At 67.3% G+C, this 18,241-nt stretch carries 18 protein-coding genes; 8 read left to right on the forward strand and 10 right to left on the reverse strand.

What is annotated here, in order from left to right:
* Together NBRGI_RS32755 and cydC are read left to right on the forward strand one after the other, a co-directional pair.
* Positions 1 to 804 (forward strand): ATP-binding cassette domain-containing protein (locus NBRGI_RS32755; protein WP_148311034.1); only part of this gene is annotated, 804 nt, incomplete at its 5' end.
* 89 nt (positions 805 to 893) lie between these two features.
* Complete coding sequence (cydC, locus tag NBRGI_RS46815) at positions 894 to 2,750, forward strand: thiol reductant ABC exporter subunit CydC (protein ID WP_029901055.1); 1,857 nt, start codon at positions 894 to 896, stop codon at positions 2,748 to 2,750.
* Between the two features lie 700 nt (positions 2,751 to 3,450).
* Here the strand turns inward: cydC and NBRGI_RS32765 are convergent.
* From NBRGI_RS32765 to NBRGI_RS32795, 6 genes are all read right to left on the reverse strand, one after another.
* The gene (locus tag NBRGI_RS32765) at positions 3,451 to 4,158 is read right to left on the reverse strand and encodes an FABP family protein (RefSeq protein ID WP_014981484.1); all 708 of its coding nucleotides are present in this window, start codon (positions 4,156 to 4,158) and stop codon (positions 3,451 to 3,453) included.
* Between the two features lie 193 nt (positions 4,159 to 4,351).
* Positions 4,352 to 4,657: a DUF1416 domain-containing protein gene (locus tag NBRGI_RS32775; protein ID WP_014981486.1), complete on the reverse strand. Its 306-nt coding sequence runs from the start codon at positions 4,655 to 4,657 to the stop codon at positions 4,352 to 4,354.
* Positions 4,658 to 4,659: 2 nt separating this feature from the next.
* The gene (locus NBRGI_RS32780) at positions 4,660 to 5,493 is read right to left on the reverse strand and encodes a sulfurtransferase (protein ID WP_029901056.1); all 834 of its coding nucleotides are present in this window, start codon (positions 5,491 to 5,493) and stop codon (positions 4,660 to 4,662) included.
* A 29-nt stretch (positions 5,494 to 5,522) separates the two neighbouring features.
* A complete protein-coding gene (locus NBRGI_RS32785) occupies positions 5,523 to 6,041 on the reverse strand; it encodes a DUF4395 domain-containing protein (RefSeq protein ID WP_029901057.1) in 519 nt (172 codons plus the stop codon).
* 299 nt (positions 6,042 to 6,340) lie between these two features.
* Positions 6,341 to 6,796 (reverse strand): thioredoxin family protein, encoded by a 456-nt coding sequence (locus NBRGI_RS32790; protein ID WP_029901058.1) that lies wholly within the window; start codon positions 6,794 to 6,796, stop codon positions 6,341 to 6,343.
* Positions 6,793 to 7,593 (reverse strand): LmeA family phospholipid-binding protein, encoded by an 801-nt coding sequence (locus NBRGI_RS32795; RefSeq protein ID WP_029901059.1) that lies wholly within the window; start codon positions 7,591 to 7,593, stop codon positions 6,793 to 6,795. Before NBRGI_RS32795 ends, NBRGI_RS32790 begins: the two co-directional genes overlap by 4 nt.
* A gap of 194 nt (positions 7,594 to 7,787) precedes the next feature.
* Here NBRGI_RS32795 and NBRGI_RS32800 point away from each other — a divergent pair, with 194 nt between their 5' ends.
* From NBRGI_RS32800 to pstB, 6 genes are all read left to right on the forward strand, one after another.
* Complete coding sequence (locus tag NBRGI_RS32800; RefSeq protein WP_029901060.1) at positions 7,788 to 8,552, forward strand: winged helix-turn-helix transcriptional regulator; 765 nt, start codon at positions 7,788 to 7,790, stop codon at positions 8,550 to 8,552.
* A 179-nt stretch (positions 8,553 to 8,731) separates the two neighbouring features.
* On the forward strand, positions 8,732 to 9,682 hold the full coding sequence (gene mshD / locus NBRGI_RS32805; RefSeq protein WP_195087389.1) for a mycothiol synthase: 951 nt from the start codon (positions 8,732 to 8,734) through the stop codon (positions 9,680 to 9,682).
* A 243-nt stretch (positions 9,683 to 9,925) separates the two neighbouring features.
* The gene (pstS, locus tag NBRGI_RS32810; RefSeq protein ID WP_029901062.1) at positions 9,926 to 11,038 is read left to right on the forward strand and encodes a phosphate ABC transporter substrate-binding protein PstS; all 1,113 of its coding nucleotides are present in this window, start codon (positions 9,926 to 9,928) and stop codon (positions 11,036 to 11,038) included.
* A 94-nt stretch (positions 11,039 to 11,132) separates the two neighbouring features.
* Positions 11,133 to 12,104: a phosphate ABC transporter permease subunit PstC gene (gene pstC / locus NBRGI_RS32815; RefSeq protein ID WP_029901063.1), complete on the forward strand. Its 972-nt coding sequence runs from the start codon at positions 11,133 to 11,135 to the stop codon at positions 12,102 to 12,104.
* Positions 12,101 to 13,000 (forward strand): phosphate ABC transporter permease PstA, encoded by a 900-nt coding sequence (pstA, locus tag NBRGI_RS32820; RefSeq protein WP_029901064.1) that lies wholly within the window; start codon positions 12,101 to 12,103, stop codon positions 12,998 to 13,000. Before pstC ends, pstA begins: the two co-directional genes overlap by 4 nt.
* Positions 13,001 to 13,019: 19 nt before the next feature.
* On the forward strand, positions 13,020 to 13,796 hold the full coding sequence (gene pstB / locus NBRGI_RS32825; protein WP_014981496.1) for a phosphate ABC transporter ATP-binding protein PstB: 777 nt from the start codon (positions 13,020 to 13,022) through the stop codon (positions 13,794 to 13,796).
* Between the two features lie 49 nt (positions 13,797 to 13,845).
* On the opposite strand, the gene NBRGI_RS32830 is transcribed toward pstB, so the two are convergent.
* The 4 genes from NBRGI_RS32830 to NBRGI_RS32845 form a co-directional block, all read right to left on the reverse strand.
* The gene (locus NBRGI_RS32830; protein ID WP_148311035.1) at positions 13,846 to 15,357 is read right to left on the reverse strand and encodes a hypothetical protein; all 1,512 of its coding nucleotides are present in this window, start codon (positions 15,355 to 15,357) and stop codon (positions 13,846 to 13,848) included.
* Entirely contained in the window at positions 15,354 to 15,644 is a 291-nt protein-coding gene (locus NBRGI_RS44505) for a hypothetical protein (protein ID WP_148311036.1), read from the reverse strand. The genes NBRGI_RS32830 and NBRGI_RS44505 overlap by 4 nt, the downstream gene beginning before the upstream one ends.
* A gap of 167 nt (positions 15,645 to 15,811) precedes the next feature.
* On the reverse strand, positions 15,812 to 16,474 hold the full coding sequence (phoU, locus tag NBRGI_RS32840) for a phosphate signaling complex protein PhoU (protein ID WP_029901066.1): 663 nt from the start codon (positions 16,472 to 16,474) through the stop codon (positions 15,812 to 15,814).
* A 102-nt stretch (positions 16,475 to 16,576) separates the two neighbouring features.
* Positions 16,577 to 18,241 (reverse strand): LCP family protein (locus NBRGI_RS32845; protein ID WP_029901067.1); only part of this gene is annotated, 1,665 nt, incomplete at its 5' end.

Below are 18,241 nucleotides of genomic sequence, written 5' to 3' on the forward strand. Positions count from 1 at the left end.
GATGGAGCTGATGCGGCGGCAGGTGGCTTGGATCCCTCGGGGCGTTCCGAGGTGGACGGAGTCGGGGTGGTGGGTCAAGTCACCGGACGGGTGGCGGGGTTTGACGGAGTGGTCGAGGTGCGGGGGTTGTCCGTCGGGGCGCGCGGGGGTTTCGCTCCCGAGGGGTTGTCGGCGGTGTGTCGGCCGGGGGAGGTGACCGTACTCGCCGGTGCTAACGGGAGCGGTAAATCTACGGCGGTGCAGGCGATTCTGGGGTTGATCGAGCCTGATCGCGGGGCGGTGACGGTTGACGGGGTCGATGTGCGGGAGTTGGATTCGGCGGCGTGGTGGGCGCGGGTGGCCTGGCTGCCGCAGCGGCCCGTGCTGGTGCCGGGCACACTGCGGGAGAACCTCGAGTTGTTCGGCGCGCAAGCGGAAACGTCCGCGGCGCACGGGGCCGCACGGGTCGTGGACGATCTCGAAGCTGCCTGTGTCGCCACCGGTTTCGACGCGGTACTGGACGAATTACCCGACCGCTGGGCCACCGTCGTCGGGTTCGGTGGCGTCGGTCTCTCCCTCGGCCAACGCCAACGTCTCGCCCTCACCCGAGTGCTCGCCGCCGATCGCCCGATCCTGCTCCTCGACGAACCCACCGCCCACCTCGACACCGACAGCGAAGCCGCCGTCCTCGCCGCGCTACGCCACCGAGCCGGCGCCGGCACTACCGTCATCCTCATCGGCCACCGCCCCACCGTCCTCGCCGCCGCCGACCACGTCGTTCAAGTCCGCGCCTCCACCAACGCCCTGACGGAGGTGCGGGGATGAGCAGCGAAGTGATGCGGTGTGCTAGTGGCGGGGAGCGTGAACCGCTGGCGCCCAAGGGGGTTCGCGGGCGGCCCGGGGGAAGTGGCGGGATGAGCGGGCTGGTGGGGGATTTGCGGCGGATGTGGGCGCTGCTGGGGTTGTCCCGGTGGCGGGTGGTGGTTGCGGTGGGGTGGGGCGTGCTGGCGCTCGGGAGTGGGCTCGGGCTGGCGGCACTGGCGGCCTGGTTGATCGCGCGGGCATGGCAGATGCCGCCGGTGCTGGATTTGAGTATCGCGGTGGTCACCGTACGGGCGCTCGGCATTTCGCGGGGGCTGTGCCGGTATCTGGAGCGGTTGGCGACCCACGATGTGGCGTTGCGGGCGATGACGACGGCGCGCACCACGGTGTATCGCACGCTGGCCCGCTCGGACTTCTGGTTGTACCGCCCGACGCGCTCGAAAGACGCGGCGGCGCAAGGAGCGAGCGCCGCGGCGTTGCGGCGCGGTGATCTGCTCGTTCGGACGGGCAGCGATATCGATGACCTCGGCGCGGTCGTGGTGCGGGTGTTCGTGCCCGTCGCGGTGGCCGTGGTCCTTTCGGCCGTCGCGATCGGGCTGCTTGCCACGATCTCGGTGGCGGCTGCGGCGATTCTGGCTGGGGCGCTGGTGCTTTCCGGGCTGGTGGCACCCTGGTTGTCGGCTCGAGCCGCACGTGATGCGGAACGCGCGGTGCGCGCGGACCGGGCCGAGTTCACCGCCCAGTCATTGACTTTGCTCGATCACGCGGCCGAACTGCGGGTGGCGGGCCGCCTCGACGCCGCGCTCGCGGCCGCTGCCGAAGCCGCGCAGCGCGCGGTCGCCGCGGAGGACAAGGCCGCAGCACGCAGCGCCTGGTCCGCCGCAGCCACACCGCTCGCCATCGGTGCAAGTGTGCTGGGCGCCTTGCTGATCGGCGTCACCCTCTACGGACCTTCCGGCGGCGCTCCGGGCGCCATGACGCCAATGGCGCTCACCATCTTGGTGCTGCTTCCGCTGTCGGCGTTCGAAGCCGTCGGCCCGCTCCCCGCTGCAGCCCAGTCCCTCACCACCGCCCGTGCAGCCCTGCATCGCCTGACCCAACTCGACGAAATGCAGGTCAACCGTCGAGGTTCCGCTGTTCGAGAAGCCGAGCAGGTTGGCAGCCAACACGTCCCGTGGGCAGGATCCGACCAAGCGAGTCGCGGTAGATCAGCCGGGCGAGATGGTGAACAGGTTGGCGGCCAGGATGTCCCGCATGCAAGGTCCGGCGATGGCGGATCGGGCAGCGGCGCGGTCCCGGTAGGGCCCTGCGCGTTGGCGGATAGTGTTTCGGGGCAGTCTATTTCGGACATCCCGGTGGGGCGCCGGATTGCGGTGGTGGGCCCCAGTGGATCTGGTAAGACGACGTTGCTCATGCGGTGGGCTGGGTTGTTCGATACTCCGCGTCCCGGTGTCACGTTCTTCGCGGAGGACGCGCATCTGTTCGGTACATCGGTGTTGGAGAATCTGCGGGTCGGTTGCGGTGATCTCAGTGTGGCGGATGCTGAGAAAGCTTTGCGCACAGTGGGTCTCGGTGAATGGCTGGACGGGTTGGCGGACGGTGTGCACACGGATCTGATCGGTGGTGCGGCCGCGGTGTCCGGTGGGCAGCGTCGTCGAATTCTGCTCGCCCGGGCACTCGTGTCGCCGGCGCGCGTGCTGCTGCTCGACGAACCCACCGAGCACCTGGAAGCCGATGCGGGGGCGCAATTGCTGCGCGACCTGCTCGACGCCGAGAGCAGGCTCGTCGCACCCGACCGAATTGTGGTCGTCGTCACACATCAGCTACCGATGGACCATCGTGCTGACGTGATCGTCCGCGTGGACGCATCGGGCCAGGTGAAGGTGCATTTTTTGGAGCAGCCGAGCGCCGTTTCCGCCCACCGCGAAAATCCGTTGCCGACCCGCTGACTCCTCGCTAAATTCGTTCTTACACAAGGAAGGAGGTGGTTCGAAGAATGTATGTTCATAGGACTCGTGAGGTGGCTGTCCGCTAGCGCCACCGCTGCAACGGTCTCCGTTCGCGCGAGCGCTGAGCGAATACCAGGCAGCCACCCGGCCCCCGAGCCCCCGGTCTTGTCCGATCGGGATCGCGCAGGTGTTTACACCCGCGATATGGCTCGGGGGTCGTTCCTGTTTGGGGGTGCTGTGGTTTGTGGGGCGGGTGTCGTGGGCTTGTTGCTGCGCCTGTTGTCGCGGTACCGGGCCTGCGGCGAGCCCACGCGTGCGGCGAGGACCCGTGCGCCGGGCCCGGGCGGAGGCCCGCATCGGGTGCAGGCGGCTACCGCATCCTGCGGACGGCTACCGCATCCTGCGGACGCTGTCGCGCGCTGCGCGCACCAGCTTCGGCGCGGCTCTGCACCGGCGGCGAGGTCTGCGAGCGGTGCGGCGGCAGGCTGAGGTTGAGGTCCACAGAGGATGCGTACGGTTCACAGGGCCTGTAGAGCCTGTGAACAGTGTGGATGGTCTGTGAAGGCGGGGAGTGCCGACGCGTAAACAGGACGCGTCTGCGTCGACACGCCACTGTCGTACTGGTCAAGTGGTCACCAGGTAATCATGGCGGCATCGTGCGAGAAGGCTCCACCACCAGTACCCGGTGAAGGAAACCGATCTAGCCGATGTAGCGCTGGAGGCGGGCGGAGAGTCGCGGTTCGAGGGGGCCGTCGGCTACGACGCGCTCCTCGACGTAGGCGAGGTCGCCGCCTTCGACGATGCCGTAGAGGCGTTTGGCGCCGCCGACGACGATGCCGGATTGGCTGCGGATGACTACGTCGGTGGCCAGTTCCCAGGAGGATTGGGTGAGGGCTTCGCCGTAGAAGAGTTCGACGATGCCGGTGCTGTGGGTCAGCAGCAGTTCGATGACCTCGTCGTTGCCGTCGATGCCGACTCGCCAGAAACCGCTCTCGCGCAGGTCGGGGCCGCCGTAGCTGCCGTCGGCGTTGATCACCCAGGAGCGGGAATCCCAGGCCAGGTAGTCGCCGCCGTCGTGAGAGACGATGATCTGCTGGCCGAAGCGGTAGTCGCCACGCTCGGGGTGGTTGCCTTCGCCCTCACCGCGCCACACGCCGACCATGGGCAGCAGCGCGAGCATGGAGGAACTCAGGTCGGGGCCGAGGCGCAGGTTCGCGGTGTCCTCGGGTAGTGGCAGGTCGGGCAGGCCGGGGATGTTGCGCGCACCGGTGGACTTGGCGCGCTCGGCAGCCTCGGACACGGCTGCGTCGCCGCTGCGGCGGGGAGCCGGATCCGCCGAACCGTTGCCGTTCAGTTGTTCACTCGCTCGCTCGGCTGGACTGGAACCCTCGCTCGCGAGTTCACTCATGATTCGGTGAACAGCCGGTAGAAGACGTAGAGGCCGAACCATCCGATGAGGACGGCGACAGCCACCAGCAGAATCTCGAAGAAGAGGACCACATTTGGAGTCTAACGACTCCCGCGGCCGCGTACACAAACGGCCCCGGTGGTTCTCCTCATAGTGAGGGCAAGCACCGGGGCCGTTTGCTGCGTACGGTTTCTTACTTGGCGACCGCGACGTCCACCGGGTGGATTCCGGCGCCGTCGGGACGGATCTCCGCGGAGCCGTTACCGGCCGAGGAGAGCGCCCGCACGGTCCACGCACCGGGCGCCGCGAAGAAGCGGAAGTCGCCGGTGCCGGAGGCGACGACCTCGGCGGTGAAATCACCGTTGCCGTCGAGCAGGCGCACGAACGCGCCGCCCACCGGCTGGCCGTCGGTGCTCAGGACGCGGCCGGTGATGACCGTTTCCTTCTCCACGTCGACACCGGCGGGGATGGCCTGACCCTGGGTAGGTGCTGCACACATGATTACGCTCCCAATTCGATCGGTGCACCGACGAGGGAGCCGTATTCGGTCCAGCTCCCGTCGTAGTTCTTGACATTGCTGTGGCCGAGCAGCTCCTGCAGCACGAACCAGGTGTGCGAGGAACGCTCGCCGATGCGGCAGTAGGCGATGGTGTCCTTCTCGCCGTCGAGGCCGGCTTCCTTGTAGATCTCGGCGAGCTCGGCGTCGGACTTGAAGGTGCCGTCCTCGTTCGCGGCCTTGCTCCACGGCACGTTGATGGCGCCGGGGATGTGGCCGGGACGCTGGCTCTGTTCCTGCGGCAGGTGCGCGGGGGCCAGGATCTTGCCGGAGAACTCGTCGGGCGAGCGGACGTCGACCAGGTTCTTGGTGCCGATGGCCGCGATGACCTCGTCCCGGAAGGCGCGGATCGAGACGTCGGGGGCGGCGGCCTTGTACTGGGTGGCCGGACGGTTGACGCCGGCGGTGGACAGCGGGCGGCCGTCGAGCTCCCACTTCTTACGACCACCGTCGAGCAGCTTGACGTTGTTGTGGCCGTACAGCTTGAAGTACCAGTAGGCGTACGCGGCGAACCAGTTGTTGTTGCCGCCGTACAGGACTACTTCGTCGTCGTTCGAGATGCCGCGCGCCGAGAGCAGATCGGAGAACTGCTCCTGGTTCACGAAGTCACGACGAACCTGATCCTGCAGGTCCTTCTTCCAGTCGAGCCGGACAGCACCCTCGATGTGGCCACCGTCGTAGGCGGAGGTGTCCTCGTCGACCTCGACGAAGACGACGCCGGGGGCGTTGAGGTTCTCTTCGGCCCAGTCCACGGAGACCAGGACATCGGAGCGAGCCATGTTGTTCCTTTCAGAGATGACTTGCAGGGTCAGTTCGGTGCCGGGGACCCCGGACCACCGCCAGTTGGTGCAGCTATCCGGCGGAAACGGGCGACCAGCGGGTAGATCTGGCAACCCAGGCAGATCCCGAACGCCGCGTTCAGGAACGCCGCGAACAGGGCGAAGCCGGCGAACACCGCGCCGACGATTGTGGAGCCGAGCGCGAAGCCCAGCAGGCTGACGGCCGCGAACACCAGGCCGAGCAGCTGCGCGAATTTCAGCGGCGGCACCGGCTCGGTTTCGGTGGTCGGGGCCCGGCGCGGCGCGACGAATTTCGCGTAGATACGGCCGTACGGGTGCTTGCGCGGACCGTAGGCGGCGCCGATCGCGAAGACGACCGCCTGAATGGCGATCAGCACCGCGGCCGCGATGGGGGAGAAGACGGCGGCGATCAACACCAGCACCAGGACGGCGGTGGTGATCCAGGCGGCGAAACGCGGGCCGCGAACATCTACCTGTCCCTGCGGAATAGCCTGATTCTGCGAAGTATTACGAATTTCGATGGACATTGTGCGTACTCCTGCGCTGGATGCGACTGATGGCTGGAAAATGGCCAGTTCGCCGGGGGATCGAGAGATCACTCGCGCGGCGGACCAAGGTCGGCGTCAGGAAATCTGGAAAAGCCGACCGCTCAGCGGCACAGGCAGCAACAACCACCGAGGCGGCACAGATCAACCGTGCGGCGTCGGGTGAGCATCAGCTCGTGGTTGGAAAGCACGAAAGCAGTTTACCCAATTGGGCGGGAGAATTGGACCCCGGGTTCGTCACAGGGGTCCGGGAAACCTGTCAAGCCACCTACGCAGCCGGCTCAGGCGGCGACGGTGAGGGGCTCGAGCGCGGAGCGCAGATCGGTCACCTTCGGCACGCCGGAGATCCGAAAACGTTCGCGCCCTTCACTATCGAAGACGAACGTGGTCGGCAGCGAGAGCACGTTCAGTTCCTTGGCGAGCACCGGCTCGGCGTCGATGTCGATCTCGATGTCCAGCGGCGGCTGCGGCGATTCGGCCAGCTGCCCGGTCACATCGGCGACGACCCGGCGCACCGCGGCGCAGGGCCCGCACCAGTCGGCGGAGAAATGCAGCACGGCCGGGCCGGTACCGGTCACGCCGACGGACGCGAGCAGATCGGCACGCGCGGAGTCGGTTTCGATGTCGGAGCGCTTGCCGGTCGCGAATGCGCGGACCTTGCCGTCACGCCGGCGCAGCATCAGGCCCACCGCCAATGCGGCGAGCAACATCACTGCCAGAATTGTGATTTCGATCATGGTCGCTGCAATCGGTCGAGGTCGATCGTGACGTTCACGCCCTTGCCCTGGACGACGATCCAGCCGCCGTCCGCACGGACTTTCGCGGGCTGGACACCGAACGGCAATTCCTTGAAGTCGATAGTACGGGTGAAGCGCGCGAGCACCGCCGGTCGATCGGCCTCCGGCAGCATCGCCACCGGGATGGTCGAGGTGTTGGTGTCTTTGCACGAACCGGTCGCGGTGACCCGCACCTGACCGCCGTCGAGCGCCAATTCGGCGCGCACCGCGACGTTCTCGCCGCCGAATTGCGCACCGGACGATTCGGGCAAAGTGCCTGTGAGGCAAAGCACACCGTCGGTCGCGGTCATTCCGGTGCCACCGGACCCGCCGGTGCCGTCGGATTTGTCCGCGGGCGGCCCTTTCACCTGCAGGTCGGGAATGCCGAACAGCTGGCCGAGCTCGGTCGGTCCGATCCGCAGCGAACTGTCCACTCGCTCGACCGGCACGTTGCGCAGGCTGCCGTCGACCAGGTCGCGCAGCGGGATGCGCATGCCGGTCAGCGTCGCCTCCATCTCGAACTCCCCGCGAATGTCGGGCCGCTTGCCGCTGGCCCTGATCACGACGTTGTCGTAGCGGCCGTTGACCGCCTGAGCGAGGAAGGAGACGCCGCTGATGGCCACCGAGGGCTCGGCGGCGAGGTCGGCGCCCTGGCGCAGCGCGCGCGAGACCCGATACTCCGAATAGGCCGCGATGCTGAAATCAGTGACCACTGCCAGTCCCGCGAGAATCAGCAGCCCGATGATGAGCTTGCGCATTGGTGAACCTTAACGGGGGCCGGTCCGACGGTGCATTTCCGGTATCAGACATATCCGCCAGGGTGCGTCGGCAACCCGGATGGCGAGGTCATCGGGGTTCACACGCTAATCTTGCATCCGATTACCTGTGATAAGCGACGTGGCCCCGGCAATGCGGCTGTAGTCCTCGGAGCTATGAGATGGGAGGAGAGCTTGTGGAGCTGCTCCTGCTGACCTCCGACCCCGATCCCGAGTCGGTGTTGCCTTCGCTGGCGTTGCTGGCGCACAACGTGCGCCCCGCACCCACCGAGGTGTCCTCCCTACTCGAAGCGGGTACCGCGGATGTCGCACTGGTCGACGCCCGCACCGATCTGGCGGCTGCCCGCGGGCTGTGCCGGCTGCTCGGCAGCACGGGGTCCTCTGTTCCGGTCGTCGCGGTGCTCACCGAGGGCGGCCTGGTCGCGGTGAACGCGGACTGGGGCCTGGACGACATCCTGCTGCCCGGCACCGGCCCGGCCGAACTCGATGCCAGGCTGCGCCTGCTCGTCGGGCGCAACGGCGGCGTGGCGAGCCCGGAGAACACCGGCAAGATCACCCTGGGCGAACTGGTGATCGACGAGGGCACCTACACCGCGCGGCTGCGCGGTCGCCCGCTCGACCTGACCTACAAGGAATTCGAGCTGCTGAAGTACCTCGCGCAGCACGCCGGCCGGGTGTTCACCAGGGCACAGCTGCTGCAGGAGGTCTGGGGCTACGACTTCTTCGGTGGCACCAGGACCGTCGACGTGCACGTGCGCCGCCTGCGCGCCAAGCTCGGCAGCGAGTACGAGTCGCTCATCGGCACCGTGCGCAACGTCGGCTACAAGGCGGTGCGTCCGTCCCGGTCCGCGAGCAAGGGGGAGTCCGCGCCGCTACCGGAGGACGACGCCGAGGGCACCGACGACGCACCGCTGGCGCCGGTCAACGGCTCCGTGCAGTGAGGTCGGTGGACAGCCGATTCGAAACACCGGTGCGTCATTATGCGTTCGCGTGGAGTTCAGTCGGCCCGGGCGCGGTTCCGCCACGTGGCGCCGGGCGCGTCCGGTCGCGAAATGTTCGCTGCGTCCGCGGTGTTGAGCTGTAGGCAATGACGTTGTCCGAGTGCGGAAATGGGGACCGAGTGAGCGAGCGTCGGCAGGCGGACCGGGCGAGCGGCGCCGTGTCAACACGGTGGGCGGCACAGGTCGACGCGGACACCGCCGCAGCGATCCGGCAACTACTCGACCGGGCCACCGCCGCCGACGGGGTTGCCCCCGTGTCCGAGCAGGCGGTGCTGTCGCTGCACCCGGCCGACGATGTACCCGCCCGGCACCTGGTCGCCACCCGTGACGACGTGGTCGCCGGTTACGCGAATCTCGTTCCGGCGCATGGCGAGCACCCGGCGATGGCCGAGGTCGCGGTCGATCCGGCGGCACGTGGCCAGGGCATCGGCGCCGAATTGGTCGCGGCCGCGCTCGCCGAGGGCGGGGCGGGCACGCGGGTGTGGGCGCACGGTGACCGGCCCGCCGCGCAGGCCGTCGCGGCCCGGCTCGGCCTCGCCACCGCGCGCGAGTTGTGGCAGATGCGTCGCGCCCTGGCAACGCCGGAGCTACCGGAGTTGCCGGAGCGTGCCGACGTGACGATCCGGACCTACGCGGGCCCGGCCGACGACGCCGAACTGTTGCGGGTGAACAACGCCGCGTTCGCCTGGCATCCCGAGCAGGGCGGCTGGACCGAACGCGATATCGCCGCCCGCCGCGCCGAGTCGTGGTTCGACCCCGCCGGACTGTTCCTCGCCACCGATCCGGCCACGCCTGAGCAGGTGCTCGGATTCCATTGGACCAAGGTGCATTACGACGAGAACCCGCCGGTGGGCGAGGTGTACGTGGTCGGTATCGACCCGGCCGCGCAGGGCCGCGGACTAGGTCGGCTGCTGACCCTGGCGGGGCTGCGTCATCTGCGCGATCGCGGCCTTGCCGAGGTGTTGCTCTACACCGAGGCGGACAACACCGCGGCTGTGCACACCTACACGCGTTTGGGGTTCGCGCCCGCGCATGTCGACGTGGCGTATTCGGCCGCGTCAGCTGAATAGCGGAAGGCGGGTCGGCGGCGTCCGAGTAAAACTGGGGCTAATGTCACACATAACGCCCCAATCGCGCTTGGCTGTTCACCCGCCGTTCACTCAGGTCGGTCCAACTGTCAACCACGTGACTTTACGTTGATTGGTGGGCAGCCCACGGCTGCCTGGTGCGCAGGTTCCCCGCGAACAGCACCCACATCACCCGTCCGGGCCAGGTGAGGGACCGGACGAGTAGGACGCCTTTCCGGAGGAATAGTGAATCTCAAGCGCAGCAGCGCCCTCGTTGGTGTGCTGGCGGTCAGTGTCATGGGCCTCGCCGCATGTGGCAGCGATGACAACACGTCGAGCAGCAATGGCGACACCGCCAACTCCAATGTCGCCTGTGGCGGCAAGAAGGCGCTCAAGGCCAGCGGTTCGTCGGCGCAGAAGAACGCCATGGAGCGCTTCATCGCCGCCTACGAGGCCAACTGCGACGGCAACACCCTGAACTACACCTCGAGCGGCTCCGGCGCGGGCGTCAACGAATTCATCGGCGGCCAGACCGATTTCGGTGGCTCCGACTCCCCGCTGAGCGCCAAGAAGGACGAGCCGACGAAGGCGCAGGAGCGGTGCGGCGCCCCCGCATGGAACCTGCCGACCGTGTTCGGCCCGATCGCCGTGACCTACAACATCGACGGCGTCACCGACCTCGTGCTGGACGGCCCGACCGCCGCCAAGGTCTTCAACGGCGCGGTCACCACCTGGGACGCCCCCGAGATCAAGGCGCTCAACCCGAACGCGAAGCTGCCGAGCGACAAGATCGCCGTGATCTTCCGTTCCGACGAGTCGGGCACCACCGACAACTTCCAGCTCTACCTCGACGCCGCCTCCGACGGCGCCTGGGGCAAGGGCGCGGGCAAGGCGTTCACCGGCGGCGTCGGCGAGGGCGCGAAGGGTAACGAGGGCACCTCGGCCGCCATCAAGGCCACCAAGAACTCGATCACCTACAACGAGTGGTCGTTCGCGAAGGCGCAGAACCTGTCCATCGCGCAGATCGTCACCTCGGCCTCCAAGACCCCGGTGAAGCTGGACACGGCCTCGGCGGGCAAGGCCATCGACAGCGCGAAGATCAAGGGCGAGGGCAACGACCTGGTGCTCGACACCAGCTCGTTCTACAAGCCGACCGAGGCGGGCGCCTACCCGATCATCCTGCCCACCTATGAAATCGTCTGCTCGAAGTACAAGGACGCCGACACCGCCAAGGCGGTCAAGGCGTTCCTGACCTCGGCGACCAGCAACGGTCAGAAGGGTCTCGACGAGGCGGGCTACGTCCCGATCCCCGAGAAGTTCAAGACGCGTCTGACCACCGCGATCAACGCCATCTCCTGATCGCACAGTTGCAGCCATGACCGTGCACCCTGAGGTGACCGCCCCGGGCCCGTCGGATTCGACGGGCCCACGGGCGGCCGGAGACAAAGCCCCCATGCCGAGTGAACCGAGCACCGAACCAGCCAAGCGGGTTCGACCAGCCCAGAGCCATCGGGCCGAGACCATCTTCCGGTCTCTCGCCACGGCATCGGGCGCAATCATCGTCGCCGCCATCGCGCTGATCGCGCTATTCCTGCTGATCCGCGCGGTGCCTTCGGTCATGGCGAACGACGCGAACTTCTTCACCAGTACCGAGTTCAACACCTCCGATGCCAACCACCTGCGGTTCGGCATCCGGGACCTGTTCATGGTCACGGTGTTGAGCTCGCTGTTCGCGCTCATCGTCGCGGTGCCGATCGGGGTCGGTATCGCACTGTTCCTGACCCACTACGCGCCGAAGCCGTTGGCGCGACTGTTCGCGACGCTCACCGATCTGCTCGCGGCCGTGCCGTCGATCGTGTTCGGTCTGTGGGGTTTCCTGGTGCTCGCGCCGCAGCTGAAGCCGGTGCAGGAGTTCCTGAACGACAAGCTGGGCTGGTTCTTCCTGTTCGGCGACGGCAACGTGACGATCTCCGGTGGCGGCACCATCTTCACCGCGGGCGTCGTGCTCGCCGTGATGATCCTGCCGATCATCACTTCGGTGTCGCGTGAGGTCTTCAGTCTCACCCCGCCCGCGCATATCGAGGCCGCGCACGCGCTCGGTGCGACCAAGTGGGAGATGGTGCGGATGACCGTGCTGCCCTACGGCCGCAGCGGTGTGATCGCCGGCTCCATGCTCGGTCTCGGCCGCGCGCTCGGTGAGACCATCGCGGTGCTGGTCGTCTTGAAAACCGCCACGCAGGGCGGCAGTTGGTCGCTGTTCGACGGCGGTTACACCTTCGCGTCCCGGATCGCCGCCTCGGCGTCGGAGTTCAGCTCGCCGTTGCCGACCGGCGCCTACATCGCGGCAGGCTTCGTGCTGTTCGCGCTGACCTTCATCGTGAACGCGCTCGCGCGGCTCGCGGCAGGCGGAAGGGTTAACGGATGACCACCACGCTCGACAAGCCGATCAAGGCGCCGACCTTCCGCGATGTGAGCATGTCGCGCAAGGTGCGCAACAACATGGCCACGGTGCTGGTCTGGCTGTGCTTCGCCATCGCGCTGGTGCCGCTGGCCTGGGTGCTGATCATGGTGGTCAGCAAGGGCTTCGACGCGATCGCCTCGCTCGACTGGTGGCAGAAGTCGCAGAAGGGCATTCTGCCCGAGCAGACCGGCGGCGGTGTCTACCACGCGATCTACGGCACCATCGTGCAGTCGGCGGTCGCCGCGGTGATCGCGGTGCCGATCGGCATCATGGCCGCCGTCTACCTGGTCGAGTACGGCCGCGGCTGGCTGGCGAAGACCACCACGTTCATGGTCGACATCCTCGCGGGTGTGCCGTCCATCGTGGCCGCGCTGTTCATCTTCGCGTTGTGGATCGCCACCTTCGGCGCACCGCAGAGTTCCTTCGCGGTGTCTCTGGCGCTGGTGCTGCTGATGCTGCCGGTGGTGGTGCGCAGCACCGAGGAAATGCTGAAGCTGGTGCCCGACGAGCTACGGGAAGCCTCGTACGCGCTGGGCGTGCCGAAGTGGAAGACGATCGTGCGGATCGTGATTCCCACCGCGCTGCCCGGCATGATCAGCGGCATCTTGCTCGCGCTCGCCCGCGTGATGGGCGAGACCGCGCCGGTGCTCGTGCTCGTCGGCTACAGCAAGTCGATCAACACCAATCTCTTCGACGGCAACATGGCTTCCTTGCCGCTGCTCATCTACCAGGAGCTGTCGAACCCGGAGGCGGCGGGGCGCGAGCGCGTGTGGGGCGCGGCGCTGACGCTGATCCTGCTCATCGCGCTGCTGTACGCGGCGGCCGCGGTCGTCAACAAGCTGCTCACGCGGAACCGATAGAAGCGAACGGATAACTGAGATGGCCAAGCGGATCGACGTCAAAGATCTGAATATCTTCTACGGCAAGTTCCACGCGGTCGCCGATGTCGACCTCACCGTGCTGCCGCGCAGTGTCACCGCCTTCATCGGCCCGTCGGGTTGCGGTAAGTCCACGGTGCTGCGTTCGCTCAACCGCATGCACGAGGTGACGCCCAACGCGCGCGTCGAAGGCGCGGTGCTGCTGGACGGCGAGGACATCTACGGCTCGCAGATCGACCCGGTCGGCGTGCGCCGCACCATCGGCATGGTGTTCCAGCGCCCGAACCCGTTCCCCACCATGTCGATTCGCGACAACGTGGTGGCCGGGCTGAAGCTGCAGGGCGTGCGCAACAAGAAGGAGCTCGACGAGGTCGCCGAGCGCTCGCTGCGCGGCGCGAACCTCTGGAACGAGGTCAAGGACCGGCTGGACAAGCCGGGCGGCGGTCTCTCCGGTGGTCAGCAGCAGCGACTGTGCATCGCCCGCGCGATCGCGGTCTCGCCCGACGTGCTGCTGATGGACGAGCCCTGTTCGGCCCTGGACCCGATCTCCACGCTGGCGATCGAGGACCTGATCACCGAGCTGAAGAAGGAATTCACCATCGTCATCGTCACGCACAACATGCAGCAGGCCGCCCGCGTGAGTGACCAGACCGGCTTCTTCAACCTGGAGGCGCAGGGCAAGCCCGGCCGCCTGATCGAGATCGACGACACCGAGAAGATCTTCTCCAACCCGGGCCAGAAGGCCACGGAGGACTACATCTCCGGCCGCTTCGGATAACCCCGGCATCAAACGAAAGGCCCGCACCTTCCGGTACGGGCCTTTTTCGCTATTCAGCCGGTGCGGGAACTTCGTCCTGGACGAATTGCGGGACGTAGTTGTTGGCCCGGTGTTCCTGGTCGGTGTCGCGGCCGGTGGGGGAGGGGAGGCCGAAGAGGCTGCTGCCTTGGGAGGTGGTGCTGGGGTGCTGGGCCGCGGAGTAGGACGCGGGGCTCGTGGTGCCGGGGTCCATCAGCGAACTCTGCGGCTGGGTGACGGCTTTCGACGCGTCGGGGTCCGCCTTCGGCGCCGTGGTGCCCGGCTCGGGCGCGGTGGTGCCGGGTTCCGCGGGCTTGGCGTTTGGCTTGTCTTCCTGCTTGGTTTCCGGGTTGTCGCCGGCCTTCGGGTCCGGCTGTTTGCCGTCTTCCTTGCCTCCCGGTGCGGTACTCGCCGGGTCGGTCGGCTTCTCGTCGGTGTACGTCGGATCCTCGGTCGCGGGTTGCTGCGGAGTGTCCGCGGGTGCGGCGTTGTTGTCGACCGCGTCGACGATCTTCTCGATCCCGGTCGTCGACGCCTCGACGAGGCTCGTGCCCGCTTCGCCGCCCGCCTTGATGATGTCGGCGAGATTGTCGTCGAGCTTGCCGACCGACTCGAGCAGGGTGGGGATGTTGCCGGTGACCGAGGTGATCGCGGAGGCCACCGAGGTGAGGTCGGAGACCTTCCAGGTGCTGAGGTCGGTGAGCTTGCTGGTCGAGGTATCCGTCGCGGGCACTTCGGTTTTGGGCTCTTCGGATGCAGGCGCTTCGGTCTTCGGTTCCTCGGACGCAGGCGCTTCGGTCTTCGGTTCCTCGGACGCAGGCGCGGCGGTTTTTGGCTCCTCGTTCGTCTTCTCGGAGACCTCCGTCAGCTTGCTCGGGTTGGTCCCCGCGGGCTGCGTATCCGGCTGGGACTCGTCCTCTGCCGTCGTCGGATCGTCCTCGACCTGCTCCTGGGTGAGCGTCGACTTCGGGGCCCCACTGAGCAACGAGTCGCTGTTGTCGATCGGATCACCGTCGCCGAGCTGTTCGCCGCGCGTTTTCACCGCGGCGCTGGCGGTTTCGATCGCGGTGGTGATGCCGGCCTGGGTGCCGAGCATCTCGTTGAGCGCGGTGGTGATCGCGGTCTGATGGGTTTGCAGGGTCTCGTCGTCAGTGCCGGAACTGTCACCGGACGAGGTGACCTGCCAATCTTCGGAGACGGTGAAACCGGCCGCGGTGGCCTCGGTGACCTTGTCCAGCAACGCTTGCCGGTAACCGGTCAGCGTGGTTCCGCCGTCGACCAGGGCCTGCGCCAAGGCCTCTGTCTCCTGCGCGACCTTGTTCCCGTTGTCCCGGTCGCCGGCGACACGGTCGTACGCGGCGTAGTACGCGTCACCGCTCCAGTGCGACCCGGCCTCCCGGATCTGGGTGACGGTGCCGTCGATCATGGTGACGAATTCGGCGTTGCGAGTACGGATTTCGGCGCCGGCGTCGTTGAGCAGCCACGGCTTCCATTCCGTCTGCACCTGGCTCAGCGTCGGAACGCTCTGGTCACCGCTCCTCATCGAGCGCTGCCCGCCGCGTTGAGCTTGTCCCGGAAGTCGGTGTCGGTGACCTCGTAGTTACCGGCGCCGCCCTTGGCGATATTGGATACGGCCTTGCAGCGCTGCGCCATACGCAGCCAGGCGGCCTCGATCTGCGGCGCGCCGCCGGTGAGCGCGCTGGTGATCGTCGAGCCCGGCAGTGCGGTGCTCAACGTGTCGGCGGCGAGGGCCTTCAGCCCGCCTATCTCGCCGCTGATCTTGTCCATCGATGCGGCTAACGCGCGCAACTCTGCCGGGTCGACCTTCATGTGCTGTCCCCTTCGTGCCGCAACTCCCTAGCGGCAGGTACAGCCGAAGTCCTGCGCTCGGCTGTAAGGACGATTTTTTACTGATCGACAACGTAAAAGCAAGACTGGCAGCGCGATACGGCAGTGCCGAGCTGCCTGCCACCGCCGGCGGCAGGCAAACAGCTCGCTCAGCTTTCCGCGTCGGGGTCCGGGGGCAGGACGCCGGTGACCAAGAAGATGACGCGGCGGCCGATTTCGACGGCGTGGTCGGCGAAGCGCTCGTAGTAGCGGCCGAGCAGGGTGACGTCGACGGCCGCGGCGACACCGTACTTCCAGTCGCGGTCCATCAGCAGCGTGAACAGGTGACGGTGCAGATCGTCCATCGCCTCGTCGTCCTCGTTGAGCTGCGCGGCGCGCTCCGGATCGCGGGTCTCCAGCACCTCTTTGGCGCCCGCGCCCATATTGACCGCGATGCGGCCCATTTCGGCGAAGTAGCCGTTGACCGCCTCGGGCAGTGCGTGATTCGGGTGCCGCCGCCGGGCCACCTTCGCCACGTGCAGCGCCAGGGCGCCCATCCGGTTGACGTCGGCCACGATCTGGATGGCGCTCACCACTTGGCGCAGGTCGCCCGCGACGGGCGCTTGCAGGGCCAGCAGCGCGAACGCGCGCTCCTCCGCGTCCTGGATCAGCTCGGCGATCCGGTCGGACTCGGTGATCACCTGCTCTGCCAGAGCGAGGTCGGCCTGGAGCAGTGACTGGGTGGCCCGGTCCATGGCCGAGCCGGCCAGACCGGCCATCTCACCCAGCAGCTGGGCGAGATCTGCCATTTGCTCGTTGTAGATGACACGCATGAAATCAGACATTAGTTCCCGGCGCTGTCCAAGTCACGAACGGTGGGTGAATGCCCGGTGCCGATGGCCCGTGTCGGTGTTACCGCAGGTAGCGCACAACCGCTACTTGCACGTCTCGTCCGCGGCGTTCACGTGTTCCAGATCGGAGGGCAACGTGACCGGTGTCGCAGGTCCGGTGCTGACCGTCACGTCCGGGATCGGGTCGCCGACCGGCGTGGGCGCCTTGACCGTTCCGGTGAAGTCACCGCCGATCACCACCTCGATGATGCCGCCGAGATCGCTCGCCGGTTCCAGCAGCGCGCCGGGGATGGTGCTGGCCACCGTGGCCGCCGCGGCCTCCTGCCCCGCGCCGAAGCGGACCTTGGAGGTGAGTTCGCTACCGCCGGAGTAGTTGCCGGTGTTGAAGATCTGGAAGCCCTGGTTGCCGAGCTTCGTCGCGGCCCGCTGCGCGGCGCCCGATACGCCCGAGCCGTTGGACACCAGCAGCGAGGCGGTGCTCGGATCGACCGCGGTGAGCTTCGGCGGCGACGGCGGCGGGGTCGGGATCGAGCCCGGGGCGGGGGTCACCTTCTTCTCGCCGGGCAGCGGCTGGTCGTCGCGGATCGCCTTGAAGATCGCCTTGATGTCCTGCTCGCGCGGGATCTCGTTGCCGTACGAGGTGGTGCCCGCGGTCGGAATGGTCAGGAAGGTGACCGTGCCCGCGTCCAGTTTCTGCAGCGAGCGGCCGAGCGTGAGCAGATCCGCGGGCTGCACCTTGTCGACCCAGGTGTGCTTGGTGAACGCCTGGATGAAGCTGTTCAGCTTGCCCGGATCGAAGAGCACCTTGCTCGACAGTGCACCGCGCAACAGCGAGGCCATGAAGCGTTGCTGGCGATTGATCCGGTCGTAGTCGCTGCGTTCCTCGCCGTAGACGTGCCTGGCCCGCACGTAGTTCAATGCCGTCTGCCCGGTCACCATCTGCTTGCCCGGGTTCTCCAGCACGGTGCCGAGGACCTCGTCGTTGATCGGCTTCGGCGCGCACACCTCGACGCCGCCGATGGTGTCGACCATGGCTTCGAAGCCCGCGAAGTCGATCGCGATGAAGTGATTGATCGCGCTACCCGTCATCCGCTGGATCGTGGTGAACAGGCACTTGGGTCCGCCGAGCGCGTAGACCGCGTTCAGCTTGTCACCGATCGCAGACGGAAAGACCTCGCTGGTGTACTGGACCTTGTCGTTGTCCCAGCCGTTGCACTGCGGCCGGGTCACGTCCAGGTCGCGGGGGAACGACACCACGACGACGCGCGACCGGTTCTTGGGGATGTTCACCAGCATGACGGTGTCCGCGCGGGAGCCCTCGGCATCATCGAGCGTGCCCGCGCCCACCTGACTGTTCACGCCCGCGCGGGTGTCGGTGCCGACGAGTAGGTAGTTCTCGTCACCGAGCTGCGCGTTCGAGTCGACGACGTCTTCGGTGTTGTCATCGATCGCCGAGATCTGGGTGAAGCTGTTGCCGGTGGAACGCAGATAGCTCCAACCGCCGCCGGTGGTGAGCAGGCAGATCACCGCGAACACCACCAGGGTGCTGCGGCCCACGACGCGCAGCCGCTTGTTGCGACGTTGTTTACTGGCGGCCAGCCGCGACAGTGGGGCCGCGCCGACCGATTTGGGTGGTGCGGCACCGTCTTCGCCGGTCTTCTTGCGCTTGGCCCGGGTGGGCTCGTCGAGCGGCGGCAGGATGTCGGTGACCTCTTCGGCCGTCTCCGGCTTCGGCCGCGCCTTCGGGAC

Origin of the sequence: Nocardia brasiliensis IFM 10847, from assembly GCF_000710915.1 — a bacterium.
Classification (GTDB): domain Bacteria; phylum Actinomycetota; class Actinomycetes; order Mycobacteriales; family Mycobacteriaceae; genus Nocardia; species Nocardia brasiliensis_A.